Raw genomic sequence first — 13,609 nt, 5'->3', positions numbered from 1 at the left:
CTAAATCTTCTGAAAGACCAGGTTATTCTGCAATCTCATCCTGGCGAAATGGCGCTTCGGCATCGAACTCACCTTCCCATTTAGCGACTACGACCGTAGCTAAACAGTTTCCAATGACATTCACAGAAGTACGCGCCATATCCATCAGCTCGTCAATTCCTAGAATAGCAGCAATGACGAATGTCGGCAAACCAAACTGATCGGCTGTGGCGATCAAGATGATTAATGAAGCTCGGGGTACAGCTGCTACACCTTTAGAGGTAATCATCAAGGTGAAAGCAATCATCAATTGTTGTCCGAAGCTCAGATCCATACCAGCGGCTTGCGCCACAAAGATGGAAGCCAAAGAAAGGTATAAGGAAGTGCCGTCGAGATTGAAACTATATCCGGTGGGGATCACGAAAGAAACAATTTTGCGTGGTACGCCGAAACGTTCCATCGCGCTCATTGCTTTTGGCAAAGCCGCATCCGAACTCGTCGTGGCAAAGGCAATAGACACCGGTTCTTTAACAGCAGCCAAGAATTTCTTAATAGGTATTTTTAGATATAGCATTACTGGAAATAACACCAGTAAGATAAAGAAAATCAATGCTATATAAAGTGTGGCCAATAACATGAATAAGTTCTTCAGAATATCAACCCCTAAATGACCTACGGTATAAGCCATCGCTGCACCCACACCAATCGGTGCAAAGTACATAATGAGGTTGGTGAACTTGAACATCGCTTCGGAGAGACTTTCTGTAAAATCAACCATTGGTTTACGCTTCTCTTCGGGCACCATCGCTAGCCCAATACCGAATATCACGGCAAATACCACGATCTGCAAAACCTTATTTTCATAGACAGACTTGACGATGTTTTCTGGGAAAGTATCCCGAAAGAATGCCGCGAACTTATAGATGCCGTGTGCAGACTCATCGATATGTTCCAAGGCGGCTAGATCAGAGGCAGAAACGGTGGAAGTAGACTGAGGCAATTCTTCGTGTGGCATATTCTCTACATCTATGCCTACTCCCGCTTGTGTAATATTAATAGCGGCTAATCCGATAAAAATAGCACAAGTCGTGGCACAGAAGAAATACAATAATGATTTCCAAGCCATACGACCGACTTGCTTCAAGTCGGAATGCCCCGCAATACCATACACGAGCGTGGCAAATAAGATCGGACCGACGATGGTTTTCACTAATTTGATGAATCCTTGACTTAGTGGTTGCAACGCGCGAGCGACGTTGGGAAAGTCGACACCAATAAACACGCCAAGTGCCATACTAGTTAAGATCCACGTAGTTAAATTGCGTCTAACCAATGCATTGGCGATGAGCACAACGGCAGTAATCCAGCGAACGGCCATCATTCCAGTGGTAGAAATAGGAACAATTTCGAACTCCGAAAGTAAGGTGATAATAGAAGCTAATGCAATGGTTATAAGTGTTACAAAAGCAATTTTTGATTTTTGCATGTAATGTGGTGGTTTAACCTTATTTCAGCAAAAATATAAAAATAGGCGCGTAAACCAAATGTTCGAGCGAATTAAGGTGGTTTCAAGCAGCCTTTTTACATAGCATACAATTCCGTAATTTTGCAGAAATCTTATGTCAGAAAAGCCACCATATTTCCATCCTTTGCCAGCGACATCCGAGTCGCTACCACCTTTATTCACTTTTCCATTTAGCTACGATCCACATCCGTTAAGTGTACGCGCCGCAAACGAAGTGAAATCTTATCTGTCACAGCAACAAGATTTCGTGCACAACTTTGGGCTGACGGATCAGGACGCTGGCTTGGCAATTGGAAAGATGTTTGGTGTGATGGTGGTGAAAGATCGGGATGGGCAACTGGGTTTTTTGGCAGCGGTATCGGGCAAATTAGCCAATAGCAACCAACACGCTTATTTTGTACCGCCCATCTACGATATGCTGGAAGAAGGAGGATTCTTTTTGAAAGAAGAGCAGCGGATCAATGAAATCAACCGTGAAATCGAGGTGCTGGAGCAATCGGATACTTGGAAAATGGCCAAAGAGCAGTTGAGCGCCGTGCAGTTGCATAATGAGCAGCTTTTGCAAGCGGCGCGCACGAAGCAAAAACAGTTGAAAAGCGAAAGAAAGCGTGTTCGTGCCACGTTGGATGCAAATCATTGGGAAACTGCCGAGATCTTAGCAGATTTGGTGAAGCAAAGTTACCGCGACCAGCACGAATATGATCTGGTGAAGCGCGCCTGTCAACAGCGTTTGGTCGAAGCACAGGAAAACGAAGAACATTGGCAGCTAGCGATGCGCACGCTGAGAGACGAACGCAGACAGCGCTCCGCTGCGCTGCAGCAAAAGATCTTTGATCAATATCAATTTCTAAATGCCAAAGGTAATACACGAAATGTCTTAGACATATTTCGAAATGAAGCCAATGGCGTCCCTCCTGCTGGCGCCGGAGAATGTGCTGCCCCCAAATTGTTTCAATATGCATATCAGCATCAATTGACGCCGATTTGTATGGCGGAGTTTTGGTGGGGCACATCGCCTTCGCAGGAAGTGCGCCGCCACGAACAATTTTACCCTTCTTGTCGCGGCAAATGTGAGCCGATTCTGAACTTTATGATGCAGGGACTGCGTGTAGAGCCCAATCCACTCTTGCAAACGCCCGAAACTCCCGCTGGATTACAAATCCTATTCGAAGATGCACATCTCGTCGTTGTCAATAAGCCGGCAGAATTACTTTCTGTCCCGGGAATACAAATTAAAGATTCGGTGTACAGCCGGATTTTGGCCTTACGGCCAGATATTACCGGTCCGGTGATTATTCACCGATTGGATATGTCTACCTCTGGTATTATCGTCTTGGCTAAACACAAAGAAGCGCATCGCATCGTTCAGGATCAATTTATTAAACATCAGGTATCCAAGCGTTATACGGCATTGTTGGATGGGCGCATTCCAAGCGAGAAAGGGATGATCACGCTGCCACTTCGTGGCGATCTCGATGACCGCCCGCGTCAAATGGCTTGTTATACCTACGGAAAGCATGCGCAAACAAAGTATCAAGTAGTAGAAGTCGTGAATGAAAAAACAAGAATTCATTTCTTTCCGCTCACAGGGCGTACGCATCAACTGCGTGTACACGCCGCGCACAGCTTAGGTTTACATACGCCGATTGTAGGCGATGATCTGTATGGCAGTAAAGCGGATCGCTTGCATTTGCATGCCGGATATATCTCATTTCGACATCCGGACTCCAATGAACAGTTGGTTTTTGAGGTCGCTGATCCTTTTTAAGTTTCTCATAATTTGTGGGTTACAGGCTGATTGTGTCTACAGTTTGCGGCATGTGACATCAAAAACCAAGATAAAATTGCGGTGTTCTATTGCTATCTCTGATATGAGTAAGTCGTTCTTTTGATGATCATCCTGCCTATGTATTGGCTACTACTTCACCGATGAGCTTATGATCGTAAGGTATTCATACACCGCTAATGCAGGTGCTATACTACATACTTAGTACTGTCTCAGTACATTTACACCCGACAAAAGGTTAAGTAGACGACCATCTAACCCGAATAAATACGCTATCTAACCCGACTCGTAGACCAGTAATATTCAAGATTCCCCCTATTTGTGAACAAGTATCTGACCTATTCCAAAAAATGAACTTTTGATCATATTGCCCGCCATTTTTATGGAGAGTAATGATTTAAATTTACTCAATTTTTTATCAAAAAAAATAGCAGCCCGAAGGCTGCTACCCAACACAAACTAAGCGAAAACGCTTACAACAAAAACTAAGATATGTGTACATCTCCCTCAGAGACGTATAACTTGTATCAATAATAAAATGGAATGCCGATTCATCATTCTTGGCTTATCAAATATATGATTTTTACAATTAAATAAGAATATTAATAACAATTCATTAACAATTGTATGAAAATAATAGTAAAATGCCACTTTAAATGCGCGTAAACGCCATTAAAAATTAAAATAATTCTTTGCATTATGGTAACAGATGTCGGAAACGATCTTTCCGATCCATTCTACATCATCTGGCAACTCACCTTGCTCGACATCTTCGCCCAAAATATCACAAAGCAATCGACGGAAATACTCGTGCCGAGGAAATGATAAGAAGCTGCGTGAATCGGTCAACATGCCCACCAACCTACTCAACAAACCCATGTTAGACAAAGTGTTGATTTGTTTGGTCATTCCGTCTTTTTGATCTAAAAACCACCAGGCGGAGCCAAATTGCACCTTGCCGGCAATCGAACCATCATTAAAATTCCCCACCATCGTAGCGATCAACTCATTGTCGGCCGGATTCAAATTGTAAATGATCGTCTTTGTTAGTTGATCATTTTTATCCAATCGATTCAGAAACTTGGACAATGCACGAGCTTGACTAAAATCACCCATAGAATCCCAGCCGGTATCTGGCCCAATCAGGCGGTGCATGCGCGAATTATTGTTGCGCAGCGCGCCCAGATGATATTGTTGTACCCAACCCTTTTCGTGATCCCACTGGGCAAAATAAACCAGCATAGCTGATTTGAATTGGTGATTCTCCAATAAGCTGATACCTTGATTCTGACGAATCTTATTAAAGATAGCGTAGATTTCCTGATCGGTATAATCTTCAGCGTAGATGTGCTCCAAACCATGATCTGACACTTTGCAACCATTCGCTGCAAAGAAATCGTGACGCTGCTTCAATGCGTCGAGGTAATCGGTGAAATTACCAATTGAGGTATTCGTTACTGATTCTAAAAGGTTCACGTATTGATTGAACGCACCAGCATCGTCTACTTGCATAGCTTTATCCGGCCGAAATGCGGGAAGCATCTTAAAATTCGCCCGTTGCTGGGCAAATTGCTGGTGATACTCCAGCGAATCTGTTGGGTCGTCTGTGGTACAGATTACTTCGACATTCATGCGCTCCAGCAATCCATGCACCGAGAAAGCAGGTGTTTGTAATTTTGCGGCCGTTTCCTCGTAAATCTTTTCGGCCGTTTTGTGCGATAGTAAATCCTTTATACCGAAATAACGCTGCAACTCTAGATGTGTCCAATGGTAAAGTGGGTTTCGTAAGGTATACGGTACCGTCTCGGCCCATTTCAAGAACTTCTCTTTGTCCGTAGCGTCTCCGGTAATGTATTTCTCTGCCACACCGTTGGTGCGCATGGCACGCCACTTATAATGATCGCCATTCAACCACACTTGTGTAATATTCTCGAATCTACTATTCTCTGCCACCTGCTGTGGCACTAAATGATTATGATAATCTATAATGGGGTAATGCTTGGCAACTTGATGATACAGGTCTTGCGCGGTCTGGGTGCGTAGCAAAAAGTTGTCATCTAAAAATTTCTTCATTGCGCTATTTTCTTTATCCTATAGTGTTTATTGCTTCTTATCGCATGTATGGTGCGTGTCGAGTGTCCATACGACAACGCACCATCTTGCTATTGTTACCATCCCATAGGTAGTAGGTAGGGTATCGTAATTTTAGAAATATTGGTTACTAATATTTTAATAGCAACAGCTGTTCGCTTAATCCACGGTCTATCAGCGTGGTATTTATGCGGGTATTGCGGTTGTTGTTTTTTCTTTATTAGCTGCAAGATAAGTGATTGAGCCACGCCAACAGAGAAAATCAGGGATAATATTTACGCAAACGTTATCGAAAAACCGCAAGCATAAAAAAAGTCCTTGCTGATTTGGATCAACAAGGACTTCTTGACGTTTCGCCGATTCATTTTTTTATAAAATGAATTGATGAGAAACTAGTATTACCAGATTACAATACGATCTTCTTTAGGAACATACATTTTGTCACCAGGTTTGGTATCAAAAGCCTCGTGAAAAGCATCTAAATTGATGATCGGAGCAAATGCGCGATATTGTGCCGGCGAGTGCGGATCTGTCTTCACTTGGTTTACTACAAATTCGTCGGTAGTTTTCGTGCGCCAAATGGTAGCCCATGACAAGAAGAAACGTTGGTTTTGCGTATAACCATCGATCAATCCTGGATTTCCTTTGTCTTTCAAGTACATTTGCAACGCATCAAATGCCACAGAAGAACCACCTAAGTCACCGATGTTTTCACCTAAGGTAAAACGACCGTTTACAAATACGCCCGGTACGGGTTCGTAGGTTTCGAATTGAGCTACCAAGGCATCAGCCGCCTTTTCGAATTTCTCGCGATCTTGATCTGTCCACCAGTTATTCAGATTACCATCGCCATCGTACTGTGAACCAGAATCATCAAATCCGTGTGAAAGTTCGTGACCAATCACCGCGCCGATACCGCCAAAGTTGACCGCAGCATCTGCTTTGTAATCGTAAAACGGCGGTTGAAGAATTGCCGCAGGGAATACGATTTCGTTGTTCAACGGGCTGTAGTATGCATTCACCGTTTGTGGCGACATGCCCCACTCCTCTTTATCGACTGGTTTACCTTGTTTTGCTAAGTTTTCAGCAAAACGCCACCTTTTGATTTCGTTGATGTTTTCAAATAATGAAGTACCAACCGTTAGGTTAGAATAATCCTTCCACTTGTCTGGGTATCCAATTTTGACTGTGAATTTCGATAATTTCTCCAATGCTTTCTCCTGCGTAGCTGGAGACATCCACGCTAAACCACGAATATGTGCATCAAATGATTTACGTAGATATCCGACTAATTCTTCACATGTTTGCTTGGCTTCTTCAGGGAAATAAGCAGCTACATACAACTTACCCAACAATTCACCCACGTTGCCATTAACAAACTCCAAACCTCTTTTGTCTAAGGCGCGTTGTTCCTTCTGGCCACGCAATTTCTTGCCATAAAAGTCAAAAGACAAATCTTCTAAATCTTTAGTCAAGTAACCTGTAGCACCGTCCATTACATGGAAGCTTAGGTATTCTTTGATGATAGGAAGGTTTTTTTCATGGAGGATTTCATCCAATTCTTGGTAGTATTTCAATTCACCAATGATTACGGTGTCTGCTTTGAAACCCATCGTTTTCAAGTAAGCAGCGACATCCATATTTTTTACTAGGCCACCCAAATCCTTAACTGCAACTGGATTGTAGCGTTTATTCGCATCACGTTGCTCTTCTACGGTTTTTAGCTTCGCCGCGATCGATTTTTCGAATGCTACGATACCTGGTCCTTTCAGATCGCGCGTTTTTTGTCCGAAAGCTGGAAACAAGCTATTGATAAATTGTTGGTAATCTGCTAATGTTTCGGTGTTTTTAGCATCTTCTTTTTGGTAGTAAGTACGACCTAAACCCAACCCGCCGCCACCAAGATAAACGGTGTTGATCGCTGAGTTTTTCATGTGTGTGCCTACGTAACCGCCAAAGAATGGATTACCGCCAACGGCACCATATTTCACGAAATAATCATACAAACCTTTCAGATTTTTGACCGATTGGATGTCTGCTAATTGTTTTTTAACTGGCTCAATGCCATGCTTATTACGAGCTTCCATATCTACATACGAACGATATAGATCTGCTATTTTCTGTCCGTCAGTACCTTTGGCAAAATCTTTACCTAAAGCCTCTTCCAGTAGTTTTTGCGTATTGACATCGGTCATTTCCCGGAGCTCATCAAAACTTCCCCAACGCGCTCTGTCGGAAGGAATTTCTACGGTTTTCATCCAGTTACCGTTTACAAATTGGTAAAAGTCGTCCTGCGGACGTACAGTCTTGTCCATGTGAGCTTGATTAATTGCCGGGCTGTCTTGCGCGCTGGCCATTCCGGCAGCAAGCATCATCCCAGCGAAGATTAACGTTTTCTTCATGTATTCTTATTGTTTAGTTGTTTGTGTTTTTGTACTAATCTACGATTTATTCTTAACCGTAGATATCATTCAATTCTTTCGCTAAGCGTAATCCTGCTTTTAGCAAGCAAGCTTCCATCGTATACTTATAGCGGTATATATATTGGTAGCTTAGGTCCGTGTCTTTAGCTACATCGTCATAAATCTGGTTGGCTATTTGATGTGATTCATACAACCATTCTTCCATACTTGATTGCGTATATTTCGCGTAATTGTTTTTGTCATAGTCCAGTACACGCGCATATTCGGTGTAGCTGTATTTTTCATTATCTACCAAATCACTATCCCAAACGCGGTGAATATTACCTTTTCTCCCGAAGAATGTAATATCGATCTTATTGCCCCCAAGATCTTCTTTGCGACTAACATGCATCGGCTGGTGTGCATCAGCAAGTAAGTGAATGATAAAGTACAATTGTTGCTGTCTTCTAGCTAGATCTCCTTGACGGTTTTTAGCATCGTTACGTAATGCTGCGTACGCCTTATATAGGTTATCTTCTGGCGAAGCCTCAAGTTCTGTTACGAAATCTGAATAAGAAAGGTTGCCAGTGGTGTTCACAAAATGCCAAGAACCCGTTTTTTGTAGTTCCGGATCGGGATCAGATTTGATAAAATCTGCCCAATTGGACCAATAGGCAAGCTTTTGGTTGCCGATCAATTGGTAAATGTTTTTCTTCGCTTTTTTACTCAAATGTGCTTCCGCAATTTCCGAGATGACACGGTGTCCGGTCATTCCCCAGCCAAAAACCGCGTTGCTGCTGCTAACTAATAGCAAAATAACGACGGATTTAAAAAAGTTGTTCATGTGTTGATGTTGTTATTATAGTGTTGTTTATTTGAATATTTCGAAAGCGTATTTTGCGGATGACCAAAAACTATCTAAGGCGATCATTCTGGGTTTGAAAAAGGAGATCAAAGTAGGCCAATCGGCCTTTTCCATGATATTGGCTCGGATGGTTGTTTGTACCACCGCGAATTCTTTTCCGTATTCGTTCTGTGTATTAGGTAGCCAATCCCAGTCTTCGCCCAATTCCGCGTGCAAAATGTGGCGATACTGTTCTAATTGAGAATACATTAATGTACGTATGCCTTCATCAGGATGATCTAATTCGATCGCGATGCGAGCAGATTGGTGGTGAGCTTCCATTCGGAAAAATAAGTGCTTAACGCCTGTTTTATAATTGATCCAGCTCTGCTTTTCCCCATCTTCAAAAGGAATAACGCGCATGTATTGCCCATACGCAGTCCAAAATGCTTCCTTTGTTCTCTTTACCTCGTCTTTTCCGTACAATACTTTTGCTTTTTGTAGTATGTAAAATTATCAATTCCGCAGAAACTTTTGGAATCTTAGACTGTTTTTAATACAAAATGTTACAGGATGGATAAGAAACAATCGCTATTAGCACTTTCTGCAATAGCCATAGGAACGGCAGCATACCAGATTTTGAAACCGGTGCGTTCAAATGTACCGGTCGTCGATGATTTTGATAAAACGAAATATATGGGCACATGGCATGAGGTGGCACGGTTGGATTTTTTCTGGGAGAAAAATCTGCAAGAAGTGACTGCTACATACGATTTACGCCTAGATGGTGCGATCACCGTGCTGAATCGCGGCTTTGATACGGTCAAAAAGAAATGGAAAGAGAGCAGAGGAAAAGCAAAATTTTTGGGTAAAGATCATATTGGCGCCTTAAAAGTATCTTTTTTCGGGCCATTCTACTCGGGTTACAATATCATGCATATTGATCAAGATTATAAATATGCACTGGTATTTGGCGAAAATACAGACTACATGTGGATACTTTCCCGCGACAAAAAAGTACCGGAACATATCAGACAAAAATATGTGCAATACGCGGTACGTGCTGGGTATGCCACCGATCAATTGGTATGGGCGGATCATGAAATAGATTGATCAGCTGTGGATAAACACAGAAATTACTAACAACGGTATTTCTGTGTACGTTTTACACTAAAATTAGCTAATTTTGTGTTTGATTTTGAAGAATTTCTTACGCAGTATTTCTAATGATCCATTTCTTTCGTAACCAACAAGGTATCGTGTATGCGGTGCAAGCTCAAACGGCATTTTCCGCTGAAACTATTAGTAAACTCAACTGGCTTTTTGGCAACGCGTCTATTCTAGAAGCGACAGAAATAGCACAAACCTACGTTGGTCCGCGTGCGGCCATGTTGACGCCTTGGAGTACCAATGCCGTAGAGATTACCCAGAATATGGGCATCGAAGGCATTATTCGCATCGAAGAGTTTACGCCGGTTGCAGCAGATTTTGCGGACTTCGATCCGATGATTTCGCAACGATATCCGGCCTTGAAGCAAGACTTGTATACGATCGACATTGCGCCAGAACCTATTTTAGACATAGATGATATCGCAGCATACAATGATTCCGAAGGTTTGGCATTGAATGCCGAAGAAGTCGCTTATTTAAACGGCCTTTCGGAAAAGCTTGATCGCAAATTGACGGATGCGGAAGTGTTCGCCTTCTCACAAGCTAATTCAGAGCATTGCCGTCACAAGATCTTTAATGGTACGTTCATCATTGATGAAGAAGAAAAACCCACTTCCCTATTTAAATTAATAAAGAAAACTTCGGAAACGAATCCTAACAGTATTGTTTCTGCATACAAAGATAATGTGGCGTTTGTTGCTGGTCCGCAATTGGTACAATTCGCGCCAAAATCTGCTGATAAGCCCGATTTTTACGAAGAGAAAGTCTTCGATTCGGTGCTTTCGGTGAAAGCGGAAACACATAACTTTCCTACCACGGTAGAACCTTTTGCAGGAGCTGCCACTGGTTCTGGTGGTGAGATTCGTGATCGTTTGGCCGGTGGCCAAGGATCGATTCCATTGGCCGGAACGGCGATTTACATGACGGCTTATTCTCGTTTATTAGCAGATCGCCCTTGGGAACAAGCGGTTCCTGAGCGTCCTTGGCTGTATCAAAGTCCGGTGGATATTCTGATCAAAGCATCGAACGGTGCTTCTGATTTCGGGAATAAATTTGGTCAACCGTTAATTACCGGTTCTGTGCTTACCTTCGAGCATGCAGAAGCTGGTCGCACTTTAGGTTACGACAAAGTAATTATGCAAGCCGGTGGTGTAGGTTATGGAAAATTAGATCAAGCAAAAAAACATACGCCAAAAACTGGTGATAAAATTGTCATTCTGGGCGGTGAAAACTACCGCATTGGTATGGGTGGTGCTGCGGTATCTTCTGCGGATACGGGCGCTTTTGGTTCAGGAATTGAATTAAATGCGATTCAGCGTTCTAATCCCGAAATGCAAAAACGTGCTGCCAATGCGGTACGTGCTATGGTTGAATCAGATCACAATCCCATTGTATCTATTCATGATCATGGTGCTGGTGGCCACTTAAACTGCTTGTCAGAATTGGTAGAAGATACGGGCGGCTTGATTGATCTGGACAAATTACCTGTAGGTGATCCTACCCTTTCGGCCAAAGAAATTATTGGTAATGAATCCCAAGAACGTATGGGCTTGGTGATTGGTGAACAAGATATTACAGGTTTAAAAACCATTGCTGATCGCGAGCGTGCACCGATGTACACGGTGGGTGATGTGACCGGAGATCATCGTTTTACCTTCGCTTCGCAAACTACAGGCGCTAAGCCAATGGATTACGCGTTGGAAGATTTCTTTGGCTCTTCGCCAAAAACGATCATGCGTGATCAGACGGTAGCGCGTGATTATGCTGATTTAGCATATAGTGCTGATCAAATTCCAACTTACCTTGATCAAGTACTACAATTGGAAGCAGTCGCAGCCAAAGATTGGTTAACGAATAAAGTCGATCGTTGTGTTGGCGGACGTGTTGCTAAACAACAATGTGTTGGTGAATTGCAATTGCCTCTAAACAATGTTGGTGTCATGGCTTTGGATTTCAAAGGAAAAGAAGGAATTGCCACCACGGTCGGTCATTCTCCCGTAGCCGCTATCGTAAATCCGGCTGCTGCGAGCCGTACGGCTATTGCCGAAGCTTTATCCAATATCGTATTCGCGCCAATTAAAGACGGTATGAAAGGTCTTTCTCTTTCTGCGAACTGGATGTGGGCTTGTAATAATGAAGGTGAGGATGCACGCTTATATCAAGCAGTGGAAGCTTGTTCTGAATTTGCGATTGCATTAGGTATCAATATTCCTACTGGAAAGGATTCGCTTTCTATGAAGCAGAAATATCCTAACGGTGAATCGGTTATCGCGCCGGGAACGGTAATTATCTCGGCAGCAGGCAACTGTAATGATATATCTAAAGTAATAGAGCCGGTGTTGAAAGCCGATGCAGGATCAATTTATTATATATCACTATCTCAAGATCAGTTAAAATTAGGCGGATCATCTTTCGCGCAGATTTTAAACAAAGTAGGACAGGAAGTTCCGGACATTAAAGATGCTGCTTTCTTCAAGCAAGCATTTAATGCTATTCAAGATGCGATCGGATCAGGTTTGGTCGCAGCTGGGCACGATATCGGTTCTGGCGGTTTAATAACTACCTTATTAGAGTTGTCGTTCTCTTCTATCAACTTAGGTGCACAATATGATTTGACCTCCTTGGGTGAACAAGACAGCGTCAAAGCATTGTTTAATGAGAATATCGCTGTGGTGCTACAGGCTACGGACGATGCCGCTTTCGAATCGGCATTTGCAGCAGCAGGAATTGAGTTGGCGAAAATCGGAGCACCGCAAGTGGGTGATCAGATCACCTTCGCTAACAACAGCGATAAATTTGAATTTAGTGTAGCGACCTTGCGTGATACTTGGTTCAAAACCTCTTTCCTACTGGATCAGAAACAATCTAAAAATGGTACGGCTGAGTTGCGTTATGAGAACTATAAGCAGCAACCATTAAACTTCGTATTACCTGCAAATTTTGATGGCAAGTTGCCACAGATTGATAAAACTGTAGCAAGACCAAAGGCTGCCATCATTCGCGAGAAAGGATCTAACTCGGAGCGCGAGATGGCGCATGCGATGTACTTAGCAGGATTTGATGTCAAGGATGTGCACATGACCGACTTGATTAGCGGTCGTGAAACGCTAGAAGATATTCAGTTTATCGGTGCCGTTGGTGGCTTCTCCAATTCGGATGTATTAGGATCTGCCAAAGGTTGGGCCGGTGCCTTTTTATATAATGAAAAAGCAAAAAAAGCATTGGACAACTTTTTTGCCAGACCAGATACGTTATCAGTCGGTATATGTAATGGCTGTCAGTTGTTTATGGAGCTGGAGTTAATCAATCCTTCACATGCCGAGCACGGCAAGATGCATCACAATACTTCTGGTAAACACGAATCAAACTTCGTATCTGTTCGTATCGAAGAAAACAAATCGGTCATGCTTTCTACGCTTGCTGGTAGTACATTAGGTGTTTGGATTTCGCATGGCGAGGGTAAATTCTATTTGCCGGAGGCAGAAAACCAATATCAGATTGTCGGTAAATATGGTTATGAATCTTATCCGCATAATCCAAACGGATCGGATTATAATACAGCGATGTTGTGCGATGAAACTGGTCGCCATTTGGTGACTATGCCGCACATCGAACGTTCTATCTTCCAATGGAACTGGGCAAACTATCCTGCTGGTCGCCAAGATGAGGTGTCGCCTTGGTTAGAAGCATTTGTAAATGCACGCAAATGGATTGAATCGCATCCATCGGCATAAAAGAAGATGCACTCCTCCATATTTGAGGTTGATTATACAGAAGAAAGCCTCTTGCGAACTCTTTTTGGTTTACAAGAG

The 13,609-nt window shown here is 42.9% G+C and carries 8 protein-coding genes; 3 read left to right on the top strand and 5 right to left on the bottom strand.

Translation table 11 applies throughout. The annotated features are described in order from the left end of the window. Positions 1-22: 22 nt before the first annotated feature. Positions 23-1,465 carry a dicarboxylate/amino acid:cation symporter gene (locus tag GKO22_RS08350; RefSeq protein WP_166334081.1) on the bottom strand — a complete coding sequence of 481 codons (1,443 nt, stop codon included), beginning with the start codon at positions 1,463-1,465 and terminating at the stop codon, positions 23-25. A gap of 133 nt (positions 1,466-1,598) precedes the next feature. Here GKO22_RS08350 and GKO22_RS08345 point away from each other — a divergent pair, with 133 nt between their 5' ends. Next, positions 1,599-3,272, top strand: coding sequence for a pseudouridine synthase (locus GKO22_RS08345; protein WP_166334080.1), 1,674 nt, complete (start codon positions 1,599-1,601; stop codon positions 3,270-3,272). A gap of 690 nt (positions 3,273-3,962) precedes the next feature. Here GKO22_RS08345 and uxaC read toward each other — a convergent pair. The 4 genes from uxaC to GKO22_RS08325 all read right to left on the bottom strand — a co-directional run bounded on the left by uxaC (position 3,963) and on the right by GKO22_RS08325 (position 9,113). Continuing rightward, positions 3,963-5,363 carry a glucuronate isomerase gene (uxaC, locus tag GKO22_RS08340; RefSeq protein ID WP_166334079.1) on the bottom strand — a complete coding sequence of 467 codons (1,401 nt, stop codon included), beginning with the start codon at positions 5,361-5,363 and terminating at the stop codon, positions 3,963-3,965. 416 nt (positions 5,364-5,779) lie between these two features. Further along, positions 5,780-7,783, bottom strand: coding sequence for a M13 family metallopeptidase (locus GKO22_RS08335; protein WP_166334078.1), 2,004 nt, complete (start codon positions 7,781-7,783; stop codon positions 5,780-5,782). A 52-nt stretch (positions 7,784-7,835) separates the two neighbouring features. After that, a complete protein-coding gene (locus tag GKO22_RS08330; RefSeq protein WP_166334077.1) occupies positions 7,836-8,627 on the bottom strand; it encodes a S1/P1 nuclease in 792 nt (263 codons plus the stop codon). Between the two features lie 27 nt (positions 8,628-8,654). Then, positions 8,655-9,113, bottom strand: coding sequence for a DUF4268 domain-containing protein (locus GKO22_RS08325; RefSeq protein ID WP_240920223.1), 459 nt, complete (start codon positions 9,111-9,113; stop codon positions 8,655-8,657). Positions 9,114-9,200: 87 nt separating this feature from the next. Here GKO22_RS08325 and GKO22_RS08320 point away from each other — a divergent pair, with 87 nt between their 5' ends. Together GKO22_RS08320 and purL are read left to right on the top strand one after the other, a co-directional pair. Further along, on the top strand, positions 9,201-9,740 hold the full coding sequence (locus tag GKO22_RS08320; RefSeq protein WP_166334076.1) for a lipocalin family protein: 540 nt from the start codon (positions 9,201-9,203) through the stop codon (positions 9,738-9,740). A gap of 113 nt (positions 9,741-9,853) precedes the next feature. Further along, entirely contained in the window at positions 9,854-13,531 is a 3,678-nt protein-coding gene (gene purL, locus GKO22_RS08315) for a phosphoribosylformylglycinamidine synthase (protein ID WP_166334075.1), read from the top strand. Positions 13,532-13,609 lie beyond the last annotated feature (78 nt).

It is taken from the genome of Sphingobacterium chungjuense, from assembly GCF_011316935.1.
Classification (GTDB): domain Bacteria; phylum Bacteroidota; class Bacteroidia; order Sphingobacteriales; family Sphingobacteriaceae; genus Sphingobacterium; species Sphingobacterium chungjuense.
The sequence above is the reverse complement of the archived record's forward strand: the minus strand, read 5'-3'. Positions and strand labels throughout refer to the sequence as shown.

Coding starts and splice junctions, on each gene's coding strand:
- GKO22_RS08350 (WP_166334081.1), bottom strand. CDS start 1,465: ATGCAAAAATCAAAAATTGCTTTTGTAACACTTATAACCATTGCATTA.
- GKO22_RS08345 (WP_166334080.1), top strand. CDS start 1,599: ATGTCAGAAAAGCCACCATATTTCCATCCTTTGCCAGCGACATCCGAG.
- uxaC (WP_166334079.1), bottom strand. CDS start 5,363: ATGAAGAAATTTTTAGATGACAACTTTTTGCTACGCACCCAGACCGCG.
- GKO22_RS08335 (WP_166334078.1), bottom strand. CDS start 7,783: ATGAAGAAAACGTTAATCTTCGCTGGGATGATGCTTGCTGCCGGAATG.
- GKO22_RS08330 (WP_166334077.1), bottom strand. CDS start 8,627: ATGAACAACTTTTTTAAATCCGTCGTTATTTTGCTATTAGTTAGCAGC.
- GKO22_RS08320 (WP_166334076.1), top strand. CDS start 9,201: ATGGATAAGAAACAATCGCTATTAGCACTTTCTGCAATAGCCATAGGA.
- purL (WP_166334075.1), top strand. CDS start 9,854: ATGATCCATTTCTTTCGTAACCAACAAGGTATCGTGTATGCGGTGCAA.